Source organism: Rhabdonatronobacter sediminivivens (assembly GCF_013415485.1).
GTDB lineage: Bacteria > Pseudomonadota > Alphaproteobacteria > Rhodobacterales > Rhodobacteraceae > Rhabdonatronobacter > Rhabdonatronobacter sediminivivens.
Genome location: NZ_JACBXS010000001.1, coordinates 23183 through 42369 on the forward strand (window position 1 = coordinate 23183; position 19187 = coordinate 42369).

The following is a 19187-nucleotide window of genomic DNA, read 5'->3' on the forward strand; positions in this document are numbered from 1 at the left end:
CGTTTCCCGGCGCAACCGGGTCGCAGGCGAACGCTGCCCGCAGCGCCAGAAGCGATACATCCATGGCGGAAGTTCCGCACCGAGGGGGGTCACGGAAATGATAATCTGTCCAATCATCGAATTGCAGGGCGGGCGCTGCGTGTCGCTCCATCGCGGGCGCCTGGATGAGCCTGAAATCTGGCACGTTGACCCGCTGGCCAAGGCCGCCGAATTTGCGGAAACCGGCGCCACATTGATGCAGGTGACCGATTTCGACGCCATCACCGGCGACGACAGCAACCGCGAACTGATCGAGCGGATCATCCGCGAAACACCGATCTCGGTTCAGGTTGCAGGCGGCATCCGCACGCGTGAGCGTGCCGCCGAATGGCTGGACCTGGGCGCCGCGCGGGTGGTCATCGGCACGGCGGCGGTGCTCAATCCCTCGATCGTGACCGAAACCGCCAAGTTCCACCCCGACGCCGTGGTGCTGGCCGTGGACGTCTATCAGGGCCATGTAATGAGCCAGGGCTGGCGCGAAACCAGCGCCTTCGAACCCGAGGCCTTCATCTCGCATTTCGAAGACAGCCCCCTTGCCGCGCTGTCGCTTACCGATATCGACGCCGATGTGGGCGACACCGATGCCACGCTCAGCCTGGTGCACCGTGTAGCCGCCAGCACCCGGCATCCGGTGCTGGCCAGCGGCATGGTGCGCGGGCTGGATGACATCAGCCGCCTGAAATACGCTGGCAAGGTTGCGGGCGCCATGGTCGGCCGCGCCCTGTTCCGCCGCCAGATCGACCTGGCCGAGGCGCTGGCAGTCGCCAGCGCCCCCACGGCACGAACCGCCGATTTCATCTGAACCGCGCCAAGGAGCCGAACCAGACACCACCCGCCAGAAAGCACCTGCCCTGTGCGCCCGCCGTCGGCGCGCAGGGTGGGCGGGGGGCCCGCGTCAATTCAAAGGCTTCGCGGTCAGGGCAAATACACCCCCGCAACCAGGCGCTGATCAGATGAACCCCCGCCAGCGCAGGACGATCACCAGCAGCACCAGAACCGCCAGCAACGCAAAGGCAAGGCTACCTGCGATGGCCAGTGCCAGGTCCCCCCTGCGCCGACGGCGCCCGATACCGCGCAAATGCCCCTGTAACGCGTCACAGGCGCGCAGCATACCGGCATGATCCAGCTGGCGGCTCAGCTTCGGATGCCGGGCCATGCCCTCATGTTCGGCCAGAAAATCGGCCTCCCGGCGCAACGCCCGCGGCAACCGACGGCGACAGGCGGGCAGCATCGCGGCCAGGGTCTCGCCCTCCACCCGGTATTCGCGGCGCAGCATATCTGCAACCTCGGCGATCTGATCGGCGGTCGATGGCTGCATGCTTCCCCTTGCCCCCAGTGGCAGGGTCCGTATTACTGCGCCGAAGCCCGGGGCTCAACCTGCCCTGACGACCGGAGGGCGCCATGCAACTCAATGTCATCCGCCACGGCAACGCAGACACTGCGGTCCCGCTGCTGATCGTGCACGGGCTGTTCGGTTCGGCGCGCAACTGGGGCGCCATTGCCAAACGGCTGTCGGATACGCGCACCGTCCTGGCCGTGGACATGCGAAACCACGGCGCCAGCCCCTGGGCGGACAGCCACGGCTATGACGAGATGGCCGCCGATCTGGCGCAGGTCATCGCCGATGCAGGCGGGCGGGCGGATGTGGTGGGCCACTCCATGGGCGGCAAGGCCGCCATGATGCTGGCCCTGAACCGCCCGGGGCTGGTGAATCGCCTGGTGGTGGCCGATATCGCCCCCGCCCGCTACGGCCATTCCCAGTCCCCGCTGATCGAGGCCATGCGCGATCTGGACCTGCAGGGTATCCACACGCGCTCCGAGGCTGACCAGCGTCTTGGCGCCCGCGTGCCAGAGCGCTCTGTCCGCGCCTTCCTGCTGCAATCGCTGGACCTGCGCGCAGACCCGCCGCGCTGGCGGCTGAACCTGGACGTGTTGCAGGCCGAAATGGACCGCATCATCGGCTGGCCCGAGATCGACGGGCAGTATACTGGGCCGACCCTGTTTCTGTCCGGCGCCGCGTCCGACTATATCCGCCCTGAACACCGCGCCCCCATCCGCGCCCTGTTCCCCGCAGCGCGTTTCGCCCGCATCCCCGGCGCCGGGCACTGGCTGCATGCCGACAAACCCCGCGAATTCGAGGCCGTCCTGCGCGCCGCCCTGCCGACAGAAGGATAATCCATGAAAACCATTGTCTTCGACCTGGACGGCACGTTGCTGGACAGCGCCCCGGACATCCGCGCCACGGCCAATACCGTGCTGGCCCGGCGCGGGATCGACCCGCTGACGCTGGAGCAGACCCGCGGCTTCATCGGCAGTGGTGCGCGCGTCTTCGTCGAACGCATGGCCGACGCCACGGGCCTTGATCCCGCCCCCCGGAATATCGACACGCTCGAGGCCGAATTCATCGCCATCTACGAACATGCCCATGACCTGACCCGCGTTTTCCCGGCCGTTGAGGTCGCGCTGGAAGAGCTGCGCCATGCTGGATGGGCGCTGGGCCTATGCACCAACAAACCCATGGGCCCCGCGCGATCGGTGCTGGCGCATTTCGGCCTGGACCAGTATTTCAGGGCCGTGGTCGGCGGGGATACGCTGGCCGTACGCAAACCGGATCCGGCGCCTCTGCGGCATGTGCTGCGCGAACTGGGCAGCGACCGCGCGGTCTATGTCGGCGATTCCGAGGTCGACGCCGCCACCGCCCAGGCCGCATCGCTGCCCTTCGCGCTGTTTACCGAAGGCTATCGCCACAGCCCGCTGGAGGCGATCCCCCACGCGGCCACGTTCTCCGATTTCAGCACCCTTCCCGCCCTGGCCGAGGACTTGCTGGCGCGGTCCTGAACACCCCTATTCGGCCGCCACCTTGCGCGCTTTCAGCAGCGGCGCCAGATAGTGCCCAGTGTGGCTTTCAGCCACTTCTGCCACCTTTTCGGGGGTGCCGGTCGCCACAATCCGCCCACCGCCATCGCCACCTTCCGGGCCGATATCGATGATCCAGTCAGCCGTCTTGACCACATCCAGATTGTGCTCGATCACCACCACCGTATTGCCCTGCTCCACCAGTTCATGCAGCACTTCCAGCAGCTTGCGCACGTCTTCGAAATGCAGCCCCGTGGTCGGTTCATCCAGGATGTAAAGCGTCCGCCCCGTGGAACGGCGTGACAGTTCCTTGGCCAGCTTCACCCGCTGCGCCTCACCGCCCGAAAGCGTGGTGGCCTGCTGGCCCACCTTGATATACCCAAGCCCCACGCGCATCAGCGCATCCATCTTGTCCCGGATCGATGGAACGGCGGCAAAGAAGCCCTGTGCCTCTTCAACCGTCATATCAAGAACATCCGCTATACTCTTGCCCTTGAACAGGATTTCCAGGGTCTCACGGTTGTAGCGCGCACCCTTGCAGGTCTCGCAGGTTACATAGACATCGGGCAGGAAATTCATCTCGATCTTCAGCACCCCATCGCCCTGACAGGCCTCACAGCGCCCGCCCTTGACGTTGAAGCTGAACCGCCCGGGCTTGTAACCGCGGGCCTTGGCCTCGGGCAGGCCGGCGAACCAGTCCCGGATCGGCCCGAAAGCGCCGGTATAGGTGGCCGGGTTCGACCGTGGCGTGCGCCCGATGGGCCGCTGGTCGATGTCGATGACCTTGTCGAGGTGCTCCAGCCCCTTGATCGTCTCGCAGGGCGCGGGGGTCTGGCGGGCGCCGTTCAGCCGCGCACTGGCGGTCTTGAACAGGGTTTCGATCGTCAGGGTAGACTTGCCCCCCCCCGAAACGCCGGTCACACAGACGAATTTGCCCAGCGGGAAATCCGCTGTCACATCCTGCAGATTGTTGCCGCAGGCCTTGACCACGCGCAGCTTCTTGCCATTGCCCTTGCGCCGCGCCTTGGGCACGGCAATCTCGCGCGCGCCGGTCAGGTATTGGCCGGTGACACTGGCCGCATCGGCCATGATATCCTCGGGCGTGCCCTGGGCGACAATCCGGCCTCCATGCACCCCTGCGCCGGGGCCGATATCGAGCACATGATCGGCGGTGCGGATCGCCTCCTCATCATGTTCGACCACAATCACCGTATTGCCCTGGTCGCGCAGGTTGCGCAGCGTGGTCAGCAGCCGGTCATTGTCGCGCTGGTGCAACCCGATGCTCGGCTCATCCAGCACATAAAGCACCCCGGTCAACCCGCTGCCGATCTGGCTTGCCAGGCGAATCCGCTGGCTTTCGCCCCCGGACAATGTGCCCGCATGACGCCCCAAAGTCAGATAATCCAACCCCACATTCACAAGGAATCCAAGGCGTTCGCGGATCTCCTTCAGTATGGCCCGGGCAATTTCATTCTGCTGGCCGCTCAGCGCGCCGGGCACCGTCTCCACCCAATCCAGCGCCTCGCGGATGGACATCTGCGTGACCTCGCCCACATGCAGCCCACCGATCTTCACCGCCAGCGCCTCTGGCTTCAGCCGATGGCCGCCACAGGTGCCGCAGGGGCGATGGTTCTGGTAACGCTCGAATTCCTCGCGGATCCAGGCGCTGTCGGTCTCGCGGTAGCGGCGCTCCATATTGGGGATGACCCCCTCGAAGGCCCGGGTCACATTGTAGATCCGCCCGCCCTCGTCATAGCGAAACGGCAGCTCTTCTCCGCCCGAACCATAGAGCAAGACCTGATGAACATGCGCCGGCAGGTCCTTCCAGGCCGTGCGGGCATCAAATTCATAATGCGCCGCAAGCGACTGAATCGTCTGCAGGAAATACGGCGACTTGCCCTTCCGCCACGGCGCAATCGCGCCATCGGCCAGCCGCAACCCGGCATCGGGCACCACCAGACGCTCATCAAAGAACAGCTCCACCCCCAATCCGTCACAGGACGGGCAGGCCCCGGTGGGCGCGTTGAAGGAAAACAGCCGCGGTTCGATCTCGGGAATGGTGAAGCCACTGACCGGACAGGCAAATTTCTCCGAGAACGTGATCCTCTCCCCGTCCTCGGCGGCCTCCTCCAGAACAGCGATCCCATCGGCCAGATCCAGCGCCGTGCGCAAGCTGTCCGCCAGACGCGTTTCCATCCCCGGGCGCACGACAATCCGGTCCACGACCACATCGATGTCATGGCGGAACTTCTTGTCCAGCGTGGGCGGGTCATCCAGCTCATGGAACGCCCCATCCACCTTGACCCGCTGGAAGCCCTGCTTGCGCAACTCCAGGAATTCCTTGCGGTATTCCCCCTTGCGTTCGCGCACGATGGGCGCCAGCAGATAGGCGCGCGTCCCCTCGGGCAGGGCCAGCACCCGGTCCACCATGTCCTGCACCTGCTGGGCCCGAATCGGCTGACCGGTCGCGGGGCTGTAGGGCGTGCCCGCGCGGGCAAACAGCAGCCGCAGGTAATCGTAGATCTCGGTCACCGTGCCCACGGTCGAGCGCGGGTTCTTCGACGTGGTCTTCTGCTCGATCGAGATCGCCGGCGACAACCCCGAAATATGATCCACATCCGGCTTCTGCATCATGTCCAGAAACTGCCGGGCATAGGCGCTCAGGCTTTCGACATACCGCCGCTGCCCCTCGGCATAGATGGTATCAAACGCCAGGCTGGACTTGCCCGAGCCCGACAGCCCCGTGATCACCACAAGCTGGTCGCGGGGGATATCCACATCGATCCCCTGCAGATTATGCTCACGCGCGCCGCGCACCTCGATGAACTTCGCTTCGGCCATGACCGGCACCCCCAGCGCCCCCACACGGGGCACCCCCACACATAATGCACCCGCCCCGCGCCTCCAACCAAAATATGTGAACAAACCGTCAACATCACGGCTTCGATTACGGATGCAGCTTCATCTTGCCGAAAACGCTCCGGGTGGATGCGCGCTTGCGCGCAGAGGGGCAGCGCCCCTGTCCCGGGGGGCGCCGCAGGCGCTCCCCGGCCCGGCCCAACGCCGCAAGCTGCGGGCTTGCCCGCCGCGCCGCGGGGGCGGGAGCGCCCGCTCACCTGCCAGGACCGTCGCTTACTCCTCGAACCACCACAATTCGGGCTGGAACCCCGTCCAGTCGCCATACATGGGAATCGTCTCGGGGAACTGCAGGCGGCGGTCATGGGCCAGACGTGACACCGGCGAAAACCACAGCGGCACCACATAGCGCCCCGTGGTCAGGACCCGGTCCAGGGCGCGGGTAGTGGCCACGAAATCCTCCTGGCTGGTCGCGGTCAGCAACCGCTCGATCAGCGCATCAATGGCCGGGTTGCGCGCGCCCATCAGATTGCGCGTGCCGGGCTGATCCGCGGCCGAGGATCCCCAGTACAGCCACTGCTCATTGCCGGGGCTGAGCGACAGTCCGCGCACCATATGGGTCATGTCGAAATCATATTCCAGCGTGCGCTCGGTATATTGCGCACTGTCCACGCTGGCCGTAACCACCCGGATCCCCAGACGGCGCAGCGCTTCGACATAGATATCGACGATGGCCCGCATTTCGGACGCCCCCTGTCGCAGCAGGATGGTGAATTCGAACGCCCGGCCCTGCGGGTTGCGCAACACCCCGGCGCTGTCGGCCTCCCACCCGGCCTCGGCCAGCAGCGCGGTCGCGGCGCGCAGGTTGGCGCGGTTGGCCACCGATCCGTCGGATACCGGCAGGCTGTAGCCCTCCAGCGCACCGGGCAACAGATGCTCGGACAGCGGTTCCAGAATGGCACGCACCTGCCCCTCGGCCGGACCATCGCGCATGCCCAGCACCGAGTTCGAGAAATACGAGGCAATGCGCGGGTCGTCGCCACCGGTGATGGTCTGCGCGACATACTCGAAGTTGAAGGCATGGATCAGCGCCTCACGCACGCGCCAGTCGGCGAAGAGGTCGCGGCGCGTGTTGAACACCAGCCCCATCATGCCCGATGGCCGCTGGTGCGGGATCTCGGACTTTACCACCTCTCCGGAAAGCGCCCGCGGGAAGTCATAGCTGTCCGCCCAGCGCGCGGCATTGCCCTCGCGCCAGAACATGACCTCGCCAGCCTTGAACTGTTCGAACAGCACCGCCGCATCACCAAAGTACTCGTAGCGGATTTCCTCGAAATTGTGCTGCCCGGCATAGAAATTCAGGTCGCGCCCCCACCAATCGGGGGTCTTGCGAAAGGTGATCGACCGGCCCGGCTCGAAACCGCCCACCTTGTAGGGCCCCGAGCCGATGACCGGCTCCAGCGAGGATGCGTCGAAGGGGCGATCCTCGAACTGCGCCTTCTGCAGGATCGGCCGCAGCCCCAGCAGCAGCGGCAATTCGCGGTCCGTCTCGGTAAAGGTGAAGCGCACGCTGCGCGGGCCTGTGGCCTCCATCGAGGCGACCTTGGACCAGGCCGCATGATACCGCGGCTGTCCCTCGGTTCCCAGCGCCTCCATGGACCACATGACATCTTCGACCGTCACCGGGCTGCCATCCGAGAATCGGGCCTCCGCGCGCAGGGTGAATTCGACGAAATCGCGCGCGTCATTGGTCTCGACCGATTCGGCAAGCACGCCATAGAGGGTGAAGGGTTCATCATAATTCCGGCCCAGAAGGGTTTCGACCGTCAGCAGGCCCACCCCCCATGGCGCGGTGCCGCGCCGGATGTAAGGGTTGAGCGAATCGAAGCCGCCGACCTCGCCGAAAATGATGCGCCCGCCCTGCGGCGCATCGGGGTTTGCCTGGGGCAGATGCGCAAAATCTGGTGGTAGCGCGGGGTCACCATACATAGCTATGCCATGGCCGGGCCCGGCCGCCAGAGGCACCGCAGACAACGCCCAGAGACTTGCTGCAACGGCGGCAAACAGGGTCGGGGAACGGTGCGCGGTCATGGGCGAAGATCCTTTGCAGCATGGGGCGCCATGGGCGGAAGCTACTGTGACTATGTCCAAGTTTCAAACTTTTAGCTTGGACAGTTGAGAAAGAAGGGTTATAAAGGGGGCACTGCTCGATAGGTTTCTTGCCTGTATGAAACCTGCCTCAACGACTTGCGCCCGCCTTGTGCGGGCGCTTTTTTTTCCATGCCGCCAGGGAGCATGTGCTGCGCGCGCCCTTTGGAAACGGCTTGCAGTGGCGGCGCGCCAGTGCGCCCTATGGCAATCGCTGGCCAAGCGGATATGCTGCAGCGCAACAGTCAATGCAATCACGGAATACGAGGGGGTTCGCAGATGTCGCTCAAGAGGAAACAGGCCGTTGTGACCGGGTCGAATTCAGGGATCGGACTGGGCATTGCCCGCGCGCTGGCCGGGGCGGGCGCCGATGTGGTGATCAATTCCTTTACCGATTCGCAGGAAGACCATGATCTTGCAAAGGAGATAGGCGCGGCGTTCGGCGTCACCGCTCGCTATATCCGTGCCGACATGTCGAAGCCAGACGATTGTCGCGCGCTGATCGAGGCCGCCGGAGGCTGCGATATCCTGGTCAACAACGCCGGGATCCAGCATGTGGCGCGGATCGAGGAGTTTCCGGCCGAGAAATGGGATGCGATCATCGCCATCAACATGTCCTCGGCCTTTCACACCACGGCGGCCGCCCTGCCGGGCATGTATGCCGCCGGTTGGGGACGGGTGATCAATGTCGCCTCGGCCCATGGGCTGACCGCCAGCCCCTACAAATCGGCTTATGTGGCGGCAAAGCACGGGGTGGTGGGGCTGACCAAGACCACCGCGCTGGAGGCCGCCGGCAAGGGTGTGACCTGCAACGCCATTTGCCCGGGCTACGTTCTGACGCCCATTGTCGAGGCGCAGATCCCCGACCAGATGAAGACCCATGACATGGACCGCGAAACCGTCATCAAGGAAGTGATGCTGGCGCGGCAGCCTTCGGGCGAGTTTGCCACGGTCGAACAGGTGGGCGGGACGGCGGTGTTCCTGGCCTCGGACGCGGCGGATCAGATCACCGGGACGACCATCAGCGTGGATGGCGGCTGGACCGCGCTCTGAGCGTGCACACCCGGGCCGGGGAGGCTCCCGCCCCCGCGGCGCGGCGGGCAAGCCCGCAGCTTGCGGCGTTGGGCCGGGCCGGGGAGCGCCTGCGGCGCCCCCCGGGCAAGGGGCGCTGCCCCTCTGCGCGCAGGCGCGCATTCACCCCGGAACAGTTGCCGCACGATGAAGACGCGGGCCATGAACGGAATGGAGGAGCAGATGAATGACGCCGGATCGAAGTTGCAGCGGGCCTATGCGCTGCGCAGCCCCGAGGAATGTCTGGCGCTCTATGCCGATTGGGCGGAAAGCTACGATGCGGGCTTTGCCGCGGCCCAGGGATATGTGTTGCCGGTGCGCGTGGCCGAAGCCTTCGTAGCCTCTGGGGCGCCTGACGGGGCGGTGCTGGATGTGGGCGCGGGCACCGGGCTGGTGGCGCAGGCCTTGCGCGGGTGTGGCTTTGCGGGCCCGGTCGATGGTGTCGATATTTCGGCCGAGATGCTGGCGGTGGCGGGCCGGAAGGGCGTCTACCGGGCGCAGCATGTGGCGGATATCACGCGGCCCTTGCCCGGCGGGTGCGGCCCTTATGCGGGGATCATCAGCGCGGGCACCTTTACCCATGGCCATGTCGGCCCCGAAGGATTGCCGCCGTTGCTGGACGTGGCGGCACCCGGTGCGGTGATGGTGCTGTCGGTGAATCTGGAGGTCTGGGAGGCGAAGCGCTTTCCGGCGGCGCTTGACGGGTTGGCGGGACGGATCGCTTCGGTGGAGCATCTGGATGTGCCGATCTATGGCGCGGCGGATGGTGGGCAGGCGCGGCTGCTGCGGTTGCGGCTTCGATGATCAATGTGGCGCCCTCCGGGCGGCGCGTTCTGTGTATCGGTGCTGCGCATTGGGATGTGATCGGCCATGCCGCTGATCCGGCTGTGCGGGGCGATGATCTGCCCGGGCGGGTGGTGCGCGCGCCCGGCGGCGTTGCCCTGAACCTGGCGCTTTGGCTGCGGCACGAAGGCGTGGCGGCAGAGCTTCTCACGGCGCTGGGGGATGATGCGGCAGGGCAGGAACTGCTGGCACAGGCCAGTGCGCTGGGGGTGATCTGTGACCGGGTTCTGCGGATACCCGGCCAAGCGACGGGCAGCTATGTTGCAATCGAGGACCCGTCCGGGCTGGTCGCTGCGGTTGCGGATACGGCGGCCATGGATGCGGCGGGGGTGGCCTTGCTGGAGCCGGTGCGCGGGGATCTGGACGTCCGGCGGGTGGTGATCGACGGGAACCTCGATGCGGCGGTCCTGGGCGCGGCTGCCGCCCTGCCGGCCCTGGCGGATGCAGAGATCTGCGTGGCCGGAGCGTCTCCGGCAAAGGCGGCACGGTTGCGCGCCCTGCTGGGGCACCCGCGGCTGGTGCTGCACCTCAACCGGGCCGAAGCGGCCAACCTGTGCGGCGCGGAGCTTGCCGACAGCCACAGCGCGGCCGGGGCGTTGTGCGCCCTGGGCGCCGCAGCGGCGCTGGTGACCGATGGGGCACGGCCCGCAGCATGGGCCGATGCGACGGGCCTGATGGAGGAGGCCACCCCGCCTGCGCTGCGCGCGCCGCGGGTCACCGGCGCGGGCGACCGGCTGATGGCCGCGCATATCGCCGCACGCCTGCAGGGGCTGGAGCCGCGCGCCGCCCTGACCTATGCATTGGACCGCACCGCCGACCATATTCGCCACGGAGAGACCGCATGTATTCCTTGACCTTCAGCGCCGAAACCGCAGCTGCCCGCGGGGCGCGGATGCCTCTGGTGGCGCTGGAATCGACCATCATCACCCATGGCATGCCCTGGCCGCAGAACCTGGACACCGCCCGCATGGTCGAGGAGGACATCCGCGCTGCAGGGGCCGTCCCGGCGACCATCGCCGTCATGGACGGGCGGATCCATATCGGCCTGGACGCACCGGAGCTGGAGCGCCTGGCCCGGGCCGAAAACGTCATGAAGCTCAGCCGGGCCGACCTGGCGGTTTGCCTGGCGCAGGGGCGGATCGGGGCCACCACGGTCGCCGCCACCATGATCTGCGCGCATCTGGCGGGCATTCCGGTCTTTGCCACCGGCGGTATCGGCGGGGTGCACAAGGGGGCCGAGTCCAGCTTCGACATCTCTGCCGATCTGCAGGAACTGGCGCGCACCCCGGTGACAGTGGTGGCGGCAGGCGCCAAGGCCATCCTGGACCTGCCAAAGACGCTGGAGGTGCTGGAAACCCTGGGCGTGCCGGTCATTGCCCATGGGCAGGACGCGCTGCCCGCCTTCTGGTCGCGCGACAGCGGGCTGGCCGCGCCCCTGCGGCTGGACAGCGCGCGCGACATTGCCCGCGCCCACCGCATGCGGGCCGAACTGGGTCTGGCCGGGGGGCAGCTTGTGGCCAACCCCATCCCCGGCGATGATGAAATCCCCGCCGAAACCCTGGCCCCCCTGATCGCCCGGGCGCAGTCCGAGGCCGAGGCCGCCGGGATTGCAGCCAAGGCCGTGACACCTTATCTGCTGGGGCGCATCCATGCGCTAACCGAGGGGCGATCCCTGGCCGCCAATATCGCCCTTGTGCGCAACAACGCGCGACTGGCCGCGGCCATCGCCATCGCCCTGCAGGACCTTGCATCCGAATGACCGAGCCGGAAGAGCATCACAAACGCAGCATCCTTGGACGGGTGCGGACCAACTTCCTGACCGGGCTGGCGGTGATCGCCCCGGCGGTGCTGACCATGTGGGTGGTATGGACCGCCGTCAACTGGATCGATGGCTGGGTGATTCCCTTCATCCCGCGCGCCTATCGCCCGGAAACGCTGCTGGGCTGGGACATACCCGGCACCGGGGTGGTCGTGTTCCTTATCTTTGCCGTGGCCGTCGGCGCCTTTGCCAAGGGGCTGATCGGACGCAGCCTGATCCATTGGGGCGAACGGATCGTCGAACGGATGCCGGTGGTGCGCTCCATCTACAACGCGGTCAAGCAGATTGCCGAAACGGTGCTGGCCCGCAGCCAGCCTACCTTTGACCGCGCCTGCCTGGTCCAGTATCCGCGCCCCGGCATCTGGGCGGTGGCCTTCATCTCGGCCCGGACACGGGGTGAGGTCTCCGAGAAACTTGACGGGCACGGCGAGATGATCAGCGTCTTCCTGCCGACCACCCCCAACCCCACCTCGGGGTTCCTGCTGTTCGTGCCGCGCGCCGATGTGCAGGAACTGGACATGTCGGTCGAAGAGGCGATCAAGCTCGTGATTTCGGCCGGGCTGGTCTATCCCGATGGCAAGGTCGCCCGGCAGCTGGGCCAGGCAGCCAACGCCCACACCTGAGGTCCCGGCGGCCCTGAAGGGCCCGTCCATGCCCGGCAGTCCCCCATGCCCGGCAGCCACCCACAAACAGGAAACGGCGGAGCAATGCCCCGCCGTCCTATGCCCGAAAATGGGCCGAAGCTCAACCGGCCAGGGTCTTGGCGACCTCGGCGGCGAAATCCTCTTCCTTCTTCTCGATCCCCTCGCCAACGGACATGCGCACGAAACCGGTGATCTCGACCCCGGCTTCCGCGGCAGCCTGCGCCACGGTCAGATCCGGGTTGATCACAAACTTCTGTCCCAGAAGGGTGACTTCCTCGAAGAACTTCTTCATGCGGCCTTCGATCATCTTGGCAATCACCGCCTCGGGCTTGCCGCTCTCGCGCGCCTGCTCGCTCAGCACGGCCTTCTCGCGCTCCACCAGCGCCGGGTCCAGATCCCCCTCGCCCAGCGAGGCCGGGTTGGTCGCGGCCACATGCATGGCGATCTGCTTGCCGATCCCGTTGTCAGCGCCCTTGAGCGCCACCAGAACGCCGATCTTGCCCATGCCGTCTGCGGCGGCATTATGGACATAGGACACAACGGTCTCACCCTCCAGCACGGCCATGCGGCGCAGCGTCATGTTCTCGCCGATCTTGGCGATGGCATCGGTGATGACCGTCTCGACCGGCGTGCCGCCAACCTCGGCCGCCTTCAGCGCCGCCACATCGGACACGCCCAGCGCGGCAGCGGTGATGTCGCGCACCATGCCCTGAAACTGATCGTTCTTGGCCACGAAATCGGTTTCCGAGTTGATCTCGACCGCAACACCCTTGCCGCCGTCGATGGCAACGCCCACCAGTCCCTCGGCCGCAGTGCGGTCCGATTTCTTGGCGGCCTTGGCCAGACCCTTGGTGCGCAGCCAGTCCTGGGCCGCTTCCATGTCACCATCGGTTTCTGTCAACGCCTTCTTGGCGTCCATCATGCCTGCGCCGGTAGCTTCACGCAGTTGCTTGACCATTTGAGCGGTGATGGCCATGTGGCTTCTCCTTTGACTTGTCCAACGCATCATGCCGGGACCCTCGCCCGGCATGATGACAGAATGATTTCACATCGCCCTTCAGGCAGTCTCGTTATCCGCAGCGGCGGCGTCACCACCCTCGGCCACGGCCTCCTCGGCCGGCGCGTCTTCCAGCGCACCCAGATCGATGCCCGCGGCCCCCATCTGCGCAGTCATGCCATCCAGCGCGGCACGGGACACCAGGTCGCAATAAAGCGCGATCGCGCGGGCAGCGTCGTCATTGCCCGGGATGATGTAATCGATCCCGTCAGGCGCACAGTTGGTGTCCACCACCGCAATCACCGGAATGCCCAGCTTCCTGGCTTCCTGAACCGCCAGGGCCTCCTTGTTCACGTCGATCACGAACAGCAGGCTCGGCAGCCCGCCCATCTCGCGAATCCCGCCAAGGCTGGCCTGCAGCTTGGCCTGCTCGCGCTCCATGCCCAGGCGTTCCTTCTTGGTCAGCCCCTCAGCGCCGCTTTCCAGCTGCTCATCCAGCGCCCGCAACCGCCCGATGGACTGGCTCACGGTCTTCCAGTTGGTGAGCGTGCCCCCCAGCCAGCGGTGGTTCATGTAATACTGCGCCGAACGCTCGGCCGCCTCGGCCACGGGCTTCTGCGCCTGCCGCTTGGTGCCGACGAACAGAATGCGCCCGCCCTTGGACACGGTCTCGCGCACCGCATTCAGTGCCGCATCCAGCATGGGAACGGTCTGGGTCAGGTCGATGATGTGAATGCCATTGCGATCACCATATATGAAGGGACCCATGCGCGGGTTCCAGCGCTGGGTCTGGTGACCATAGTGAACGCCAGCTTCCAGCAGCTGACGCATGGAGAATTCGGGAAGCGCCATGTCTTGTCCTTTCCGGTTTGCGCCTGAGCGGGGTCATTTCAGGGCATCGCCCCAACCGGTGGACCACGCAGGGATGTCTCCCCCGCACAGCCCGGACCCCGCCTGTGAAGTGCCGCCCCCTTACCCCATGCCGCCCCCCACCGCAAGAGCACCCGGCACGCCTGCCCTTCATCCTTGCAAAAATATCCTCAGGGGGTGAAACCAGCCCCCCGGGGCTGGTGAGGGGGCAGAATGCCCCCTGCCCGCACGCAGTGCCAGAAGCCGCGCGCGCGGCACGCGCGCACCGCCGGATCGCCCCGCCAAAGGCTCAGGGTCGGATGACACCATCTCCGGTTACCAGATACTTGAAACTGGTCAGCTGCTCCGCCCCCACCGGTCCGCGCGCATGCATCTTGCCGGTGGCAATGCCGATCTCGGCCCCCAGCCCGAATTCACCGCCGTCGGCAAACTGGGTCGAGGCGTTGTGCATCAGGATCGCACTGTCCAGCCGCTGAAAGAACCGCTCGGCCGCGGCGTCATCCTCGGTCAGGATGCACTCGGTATGGCTTGACCCATATCGCCGGATATGCGCGATGGTCGCGTCCACATCCGCCACCACCTTCGCCGCGATGATGCTGTCCAGATACTCGCGCCCCCAATCATCGTCCGAGGCCGCCACAACCCCCGGCAGATGCTGCAGCCGCGGGCAACCGCGGACCTCAACCCCCGCGGCCACCAGATCGGCCACCAGCGCCGCACCCAACCCCTCGGCCACATCCTCATGGATCAACAGGCATTCCGCCGCGCCACAAATCCCCGTGCGCCGGGTCTTGGCGTTCAGCACCACGCGGCGCGCCTTTTCAGGGTCCGCCGCCGCATCGACATAGACATGGCAGATCCCTTCCAGATGCGCAAAGACCGGCACCCGGGCTTCCGCCTGAACCAGCCCCACCAACCCCTTGCCCCCGCGCGGCACGATCACGTCGATATGCTCCACCATCCGCAGCATCTCGGCCACGGCAGCGCGGTCGCGGGTGGGGACCATCTGCACCGCGTCCTGCGGCAAGCCTGCCGCCGCCAACCCCTCCAGCAGGCAGCCATGCAGCGCCGTGCTGGACTGGAAACTCTCGGAGCCGCCGCGCAGGATCACCGCATTCCCGGCCTTCAGGCACAGCGCGCCCGCATCCGCCGTCACGTTCGGGCGGCTTTCATAGATCACGCCGACAACCCCCAGCGGGGTCCGCACCCGGCGAATGTTCAACCCCGAGGGCTGGTCCCATTCCGCCATCACCTGCCCCACCGGGTCCGGCTGCGCCGCGACCGCGCGCAGCGCCGCGGCAATCCCGGCCACCCGCCCCGCATCCAGCCGCAGCCGGTCCGTCATGGCCGCACTCAGCCCGCGCGCCTCGGCGGTGGCCATGTCCTGCGCATTGGCCTCCAGGATCTCGGCCTGCCGGGCCATCACCGTGTCGGCGGCTGCCCCCAGCGCGGCGCGCTTGGCCTCGGGCGCAGCAAAGGCCAGCTCTGCCGCCGCCGCCCGCGCCCGCGCGCCAATCCCCGCCATCACTTCGGCAATCTCTGCCCCGTCCTTCATGACCCGCTCCTCAGCACCATGTCATCCCTGTGTATCAGCGCCGCCCGCCCGGGATAACCCAGGATATCGACAATCCGGTCGGAACGCACGCCCCGGATCGCCTCGGCCTCGGGCGCGGTATAGCGCACCAACCCCAGGCCCAGCGCGCCGCCGGGGCCTTCGATCATCACCGGATCGCCCCGGCCGAACTGCCCCGAAACCCCGGCCACCCCCGCAGGCAGCAGCGACTTGCCCGCCCCCAGCGCCTGCGCCGCCCCGGCATCCACCAGGATCACCCCGCGCGGCTTCATGGCGGCAATCCAGCGCTTGCGCGCCGCCTGCGGGTCGCCCTGGGGCGCAAACCAGGTGCAGGGCGCGCCATCCATGAGCGCGCGCAGCGGATGCGCCAGCCCCCCCGCCCCCAGCACCATCGCGCAGCCCCCGGAGGTCGCAATCTGCGCCGCCATCAGCTTGGTCTTCATCCCCCCCTTCGACAGGCCCGAGACCGGATCCCCGGCCATGGCCTCTACCTCAGGGGTGATCGCAGCCACATGGTCCAGCCGCCGCGCGCCTGCATCCACCTGCGGGTTTGCCGTGTAAAGCCCGTCCACATCCGACAGCAGCACCAACCGGTCGGCGCCGATGGTCACGGCAATCTGCGCCGCCAGCCGGTCATTGTCGCCATAACGAATCTCATCGGTGGCAACGGTGTCGTTTTCATTAACGATGGGAACGCAGCCCAGCCCCAGAAGCGTTTCCAGCGTGGCGCGGATGTTCAGATACCGCCTCCGGTCCTGGGTGTCCTCCAGCGTCACCAACACCTGCGCCGCAGTGATGTCATGGCGCTGCAGAACCTCGGCATAGGCGCGGGCCAGCCGGATCTGCCCCACCGCCGCCGCCGCCTGAGACTGCTCCAGCGCCAATGTCGGCCCGGCCAGGCCCAGCACCGCCCGCCCCAGCGCGATCGACCCCGAGGACACCACCACAACCTCGGCCCCATCGGCCCGCAAAGCCGCCAGATCATCGGCCAGCGCCGCCAGCCACGCGGCCCGCAAGGCGCCCCCCTCTACCAGAAGGGCCGAGCCGATCTTGACCACGATCCGCCGCGCGTCGCGCAGGCTCAGGGCCGCCATGGCCCGTCCTCCTCCGCCTCCCCGGCTGCGCGCGCCGCAGCAATCTCGGCCCAGAGCGCGCGCAACACCTCCGTCACCCCCGCGCCCGAGACCCCGGACATCACCAGCACCTTCTGCCCCGCCGCCGCCTCCAGCGCCGCGCGCACCTCGGCCAGCATCTCAGGGTCCAGCGCATCGGCCTTGTTCAGCGCCACAACCCGAGGCTTCCCGGCCACCACCGGCGAATAGGCCGCCAGCTCCGCGTCGATCACCCGGTAATCCGCCGCTACATCCTCGGACGTGCCATCCACGATCTGCAACAATACCGCGCAGCGCTCCACATGGCCCAGAAAGCGGTCCCCCAGACCGCGCCCCTCGCTCGCGCCCTCGATCAGCCCGGGAATGTCGGCGACCACGAACTCGCGCCCATCCACGGCCACCACCCCCAGATTGGGGTGCAGGGTGGTGAACGGGTAATCGGCGATCTTCGGGCGCGCATTCGAGGTTGCCGCCAGAAAGGTGGATTTGCCCGCATTGGGCAGCCCGGCAAGCCCGGCATCGGCGATCAGCTTCAGCCGCAACCACAGCACCCGCTCCACGCCCGGCTGCCCGGAATTGGCCCGCCGCGGCGCCTGGTTGGTGGCCGATTTGAACTGCAGATTCCCCCAACCGCCATTGCCACCCCGGGCCAGCAATACCTTCTGCCCCACGTCGGACAGATCGGCGATCACGGTCTCTTCATCCTCGTCCAGAATCTCTGTCCCCGCGGGGACACGCAGGATCACGTCATCGCCATCCTTGCCGGTGCGTCCCTTGCCCATGCCCGGCTGGCCGGATTTGGCAAAGAAATGCTGCTGATAGCGGAAATCGATCAGCGTGTTCAGCCCGTCCACGGCCACCGCCCAGACATCGCCCCCGCGCCCGCCATCGCCGCCATCCGGCCCGCCATATTCGATGAACTTCTCGCGCCGGAACGAGACACAGCCCCCCCCGCCGCCGCCCGAGCGCACATGCACCTTCGCCAGATCCAGGAATTTCATCGCACACGCTCCGCAGCTTCAAGCCCACGCGCATAGTGCCAAACGCCGCCCGGCTCAACCCGGGATCGCCTCAGCGCAGCCGACGCGGCCCCAGCAACAGCCACAGGATGAACCCGATGATGGGAAAGAAGAACACCCCCAGGATCCACAGCGTCTTGGCCAGCGTCGTCGCCCGCGACCCGATCACCGATATGGTGACAAAGACCACGACAATCAGATGCAGAAGTCCACTGAATTCCAGCACCATCCCGCGTCCTTCATCTTGCCAGAACGACCCAACCACCCGCGCAGGCAGAGGCGCCTCAGCGCCCTGCCAGCCGCGCCTCGCGCGCCGCACGCAACCGCGCGAAATCATCGCCCGCGTGATAGGAAGACCGCGTCAGCGGCGTGGCCGAGACCATCAGGAACCCCTTGCCCGTCGCCGCCTTCTCATAGCTGGCGAACTCCTCGGGCGTCACAAACCGCGCCACCGCGTGATGCTTGGGCGTGGGCTGCAGATACTGGCCGATGGTCATGAAATCCACATCCGCCGCGCGCATGTCATCCATCACCTGCAAAACCGCCTGCCGATCCTCGCCCAGCCCCACCATGATGCCGGATTTGGTGAACATGCGCGGGTCCAGTTCCTTGACCCGCTGCAGCAGCCGCAGGCTGTGGAAATAGCGCGCGCCGGGGCGCACCTCGGGGTAAAGGCCCGGCACGGTTTCCAGATTGTGGTTGAACACATCCGGGCGCGCCGCAACGACGACCTCCAGCGCCTCGGGCCCACAGCGCAGGAAATCCGGGGTCAGCACCTCGATCGTGGTGCCGGGGCTGCGGTGGCGGATGGCGCGTATGGTCTGGGCGAAATGCTCGGCCCCGCCATCTTCCAGGTCATCGCGGTCGACCGAGGTCACCACCACGTGGTTCAGCCCCAGCTTGTCCACCGCATGGGCCACGCGCCCGGGTTCGAACGCATCCAGCGTATCCGGGCGCCCGGTGGCGACGTTGCAGAAGGTGCAGCCACGGGTGCAGATCTCGCCCATGATCATCATGGTGGCGTGGCCCTGGCTCCAGCATTCGCCCACATTGGGGCAGCCCGCTTCCTCGCACACGGTGGTCAGCTTGTGCTCACGCATGATCTTGCGGGTTTCGTTATACCCCGCCCCGCCCGGCGCCTTGACGCGGATCCAGCTGGGCTTCTTCGGTTGCGGGTTGTCGGCCCGATGCGCCTTTTCAGGGTGGCGCTGGTCAGGCAGGGACAGATCGCGGGGCGACATGGCATCCTCCGGTTTCGCTTCGTCATCACATAGCCGCAAACCGGTGGATTGTCCAAAATCTTTGTCCGGCAGCGCCCGGCTGCGGGACGGGGTTGCAGC

The 19187-nt window shown here is 66.8% G+C and carries 18 protein-coding genes; 8 read left to right on the top strand and 10 right to left on the bottom strand.

Annotation, left to right across the window (positions count from 1 at the left end; translation table 11 throughout):
* The first annotated feature begins 97 nt into the window (after nucleotides 1-97).
* Entirely contained in the window at nucleotides 98-841 is a 744-nt protein-coding gene (locus tag HUK65_RS00120; RefSeq protein WP_179904087.1) for a 1-(5-phosphoribosyl)-5-[(5-phosphoribosylamino)methylideneamino] imidazole-4-carboxamide isomerase, read from the top strand.
* Nucleotides 842-988: 147 nt separating this feature from the next.
* Here HUK65_RS00120 and HUK65_RS00125 read toward each other — a convergent pair whose 3' ends face one another.
* Nucleotides 989-1357, bottom strand: a complete 369-nt coding sequence (locus tag HUK65_RS00125) for a hypothetical protein (protein ID WP_179904088.1) — start codon at nucleotides 1355-1357, stop codon at nucleotides 989-991.
* An 83-nt stretch (nucleotides 1358-1440) separates the two neighbouring features.
* On the opposite strand from HUK65_RS00125, the gene HUK65_RS00130 reads away from it, so the two are divergent.
* Nucleotides 1441-2214 carry an alpha/beta fold hydrolase gene (locus HUK65_RS00130; RefSeq protein ID WP_179904089.1) on the top strand — a complete coding sequence of 258 codons (774 nt, stop codon included), beginning with the start codon at nucleotides 1441-1443 and terminating at the stop codon, nucleotides 2212-2214.
* 3 nt (nucleotides 2215-2217) lie between these two features.
* Nucleotides 2218-2877, top strand: a complete 660-nt coding sequence (gene gph, locus HUK65_RS00135; RefSeq protein ID WP_179904090.1) for a phosphoglycolate phosphatase — start codon at nucleotides 2218-2220, stop codon at nucleotides 2875-2877.
* Nucleotides 2878-2883: 6 nt separating this feature from the next.
* Here the strand turns inward: gph and uvrA are convergent, their stop codons facing one another.
* Entirely contained in the window at nucleotides 2884-5736 is a 2853-nt protein-coding gene (uvrA, locus tag HUK65_RS00140; protein WP_179904091.1) for an excinuclease ABC subunit UvrA, read from the bottom strand.
* A 291-nt stretch (nucleotides 5737-6027) separates the two neighbouring features.
* Entirely contained in the window at nucleotides 6028-7842 is a 1815-nt protein-coding gene (locus HUK65_RS00145) for an extracellular solute-binding protein (protein ID WP_179904092.1), read from the bottom strand.
* A 336-nt stretch (nucleotides 7843-8178) separates the two neighbouring features.
* Between HUK65_RS00145 and HUK65_RS00150 the strand changes: the two genes are divergently transcribed.
* The 5 genes from HUK65_RS00150 to HUK65_RS00170 all read left to right on the top strand — a co-directional run bounded on the left by HUK65_RS00150 (nucleotide 8179) and on the right by HUK65_RS00170 (nucleotide 12255).
* On the top strand, nucleotides 8179-8952 hold the full coding sequence (locus tag HUK65_RS00150) for a 3-hydroxybutyrate dehydrogenase (protein ID WP_179904093.1): 774 nt from the start codon (nucleotides 8179-8181) through the stop codon (nucleotides 8950-8952).
* A 165-nt stretch (nucleotides 8953-9117) separates the two neighbouring features.
* Nucleotides 9118-9774, top strand: coding sequence for a class I SAM-dependent DNA methyltransferase (locus HUK65_RS00155; RefSeq protein ID WP_235441670.1), 657 nt, complete (start codon nucleotides 9118-9120; stop codon nucleotides 9772-9774).
* Nucleotides 9771-10667, top strand: a complete 897-nt coding sequence (locus HUK65_RS00160; RefSeq protein WP_179904094.1) for a PfkB family carbohydrate kinase — start codon at nucleotides 9771-9773, stop codon at nucleotides 10665-10667. The genes HUK65_RS00155 and HUK65_RS00160 overlap by 4 nt, the downstream gene beginning before the upstream one ends.
* A complete protein-coding gene (locus HUK65_RS00165; RefSeq protein WP_179904095.1) occupies nucleotides 10655-11572 on the top strand; it encodes a pseudouridine-5'-phosphate glycosidase in 918 nt (305 codons plus the stop codon). The genes HUK65_RS00160 and HUK65_RS00165 overlap by 13 nt, the downstream gene beginning before the upstream one ends.
* Nucleotides 11569-12255 carry a DUF502 domain-containing protein gene (locus HUK65_RS00170; protein WP_179904096.1) on the top strand — a complete coding sequence of 229 codons (687 nt, stop codon included), beginning with the start codon at nucleotides 11569-11571 and terminating at the stop codon, nucleotides 12253-12255. Before HUK65_RS00165 ends, HUK65_RS00170 begins: the two co-directional genes overlap by 4 nt.
* Nucleotides 12256-12376: 121 nt before the next feature.
* On the opposite strand, the gene tsf is transcribed toward HUK65_RS00170, so the two are convergent.
* From tsf to lipA, 7 genes are all read right to left on the bottom strand, one after another.
* On the bottom strand, nucleotides 12377-13252 hold the full coding sequence (gene tsf / locus HUK65_RS00175) for a translation elongation factor Ts (protein ID WP_179904097.1): 876 nt from the start codon (nucleotides 13250-13252) through the stop codon (nucleotides 12377-12379).
* 81 nt (nucleotides 13253-13333) lie between these two features.
* Entirely contained in the window at nucleotides 13334-14125 is a 792-nt protein-coding gene (rpsB, locus tag HUK65_RS00180; protein WP_179904098.1) for a 30S ribosomal protein S2, read from the bottom strand.
* A 307-nt stretch (nucleotides 14126-14432) separates the two neighbouring features.
* A complete protein-coding gene (locus HUK65_RS00185; RefSeq protein WP_179904099.1) occupies nucleotides 14433-15698 on the bottom strand; it encodes a glutamate-5-semialdehyde dehydrogenase in 1266 nt (421 codons plus the stop codon).
* Nucleotides 15695-16810, bottom strand: coding sequence for a glutamate 5-kinase (gene proB, locus HUK65_RS00190; RefSeq protein ID WP_179904100.1), 1116 nt, complete (start codon nucleotides 16808-16810; stop codon nucleotides 15695-15697). Before proB ends, HUK65_RS00185 begins: the two co-directional genes overlap by 4 nt.
* Nucleotides 16798-17829, bottom strand: a complete 1032-nt coding sequence (obgE, locus tag HUK65_RS00195; protein WP_179904101.1) for a GTPase ObgE — start codon at nucleotides 17827-17829, stop codon at nucleotides 16798-16800. Before obgE ends, proB begins: the two co-directional genes overlap by 13 nt.
* Before the next feature lie 70 nt (nucleotides 17830-17899).
* Nucleotides 17900-18073: a PLDc N-terminal domain-containing protein gene (locus HUK65_RS00200; RefSeq protein ID WP_327787001.1), complete on the bottom strand. Its 174-nt coding sequence runs from the start codon at nucleotides 18071-18073 to the stop codon at nucleotides 17900-17902.
* A gap of 58 nt (nucleotides 18074-18131) precedes the next feature.
* Nucleotides 18132-19088 (bottom strand): lipoyl synthase, encoded by a 957-nt coding sequence (gene lipA / locus HUK65_RS00205; RefSeq protein ID WP_179904103.1) that lies wholly within the window; start codon nucleotides 19086-19088, stop codon nucleotides 18132-18134.
* Nucleotides 19089-19187 lie beyond the last annotated feature (99 nt).

Bases quoted from the DNA above. Each gene is read 5' to 3' on its own strand.
- HUK65_RS00120 (WP_179904087.1), top strand. From the start codon at position 98: ATGATAATCTGTCCAATCATCGAATTGCAGGGCGGGCGCTGCGTGTCG.
- HUK65_RS00125 (WP_179904088.1), bottom strand. From the start codon at position 1,357: ATGCAGCCATCGACCGCCGATCAGATCGCCGAGGTTGCAGATATGCTG.
- HUK65_RS00130 (WP_179904089.1), top strand. From the start codon at position 1,441: ATGCAACTCAATGTCATCCGCCACGGCAACGCAGACACTGCGGTCCCG.
- gph (WP_179904090.1), top strand. From the start codon at position 2,218: ATGAAAACCATTGTCTTCGACCTGGACGGCACGTTGCTGGACAGCGCC.
- uvrA (WP_179904091.1), bottom strand. From the start codon at position 5,736: ATGGCCGAAGCGAAGTTCATCGAGGTGCGCGGCGCGCGTGAGCATAAT.
- HUK65_RS00145 (WP_179904092.1), bottom strand. From the start codon at position 7,842: ATGACCGCGCACCGTTCCCCGACCCTGTTTGCCGCCGTTGCAGCAAGT.
- HUK65_RS00150 (WP_179904093.1), top strand. From the start codon at position 8,179: ATGTCGCTCAAGAGGAAACAGGCCGTTGTGACCGGGTCGAATTCAGGG.
- HUK65_RS00155 (WP_235441670.1), top strand. From the start codon at position 9,118: ATGAAGACGCGGGCCATGAACGGAATGGAGGAGCAGATGAATGACGCC.
- HUK65_RS00160 (WP_179904094.1), top strand. From the start codon at position 9,771: ATGATCAATGTGGCGCCCTCCGGGCGGCGCGTTCTGTGTATCGGTGCT.
- HUK65_RS00165 (WP_179904095.1), top strand. From the start codon at position 10,655: ATGTATTCCTTGACCTTCAGCGCCGAAACCGCAGCTGCCCGCGGGGCG.
- HUK65_RS00170 (WP_179904096.1), top strand. From the start codon at position 11,569: ATGACCGAGCCGGAAGAGCATCACAAACGCAGCATCCTTGGACGGGTG.
- tsf (WP_179904097.1), bottom strand. From the start codon at position 13,252: ATGGCCATCACCGCTCAAATGGTCAAGCAACTGCGTGAAGCTACCGGC.
- rpsB (WP_179904098.1), bottom strand. From the start codon at position 14,125: ATGGCGCTTCCCGAATTCTCCATGCGTCAGCTGCTGGAAGCTGGCGTT.
- HUK65_RS00185 (WP_179904099.1), bottom strand. From the start codon at position 15,698: ATGAAGGACGGGGCAGAGATTGCCGAAGTGATGGCGGGGATTGGCGCG.
- proB (WP_179904100.1), bottom strand. From the start codon at position 16,810: ATGGCGGCCCTGAGCCTGCGCGACGCGCGGCGGATCGTGGTCAAGATC.
- obgE (WP_179904101.1), bottom strand. From the start codon at position 17,829: ATGAAATTCCTGGATCTGGCGAAGGTGCATGTGCGCTCGGGCGGCGGC.
- lipA (WP_179904103.1), bottom strand. From the start codon at position 19,088: ATGTCGCCCCGCGATCTGTCCCTGCCTGACCAGCGCCACCCTGAAAAG.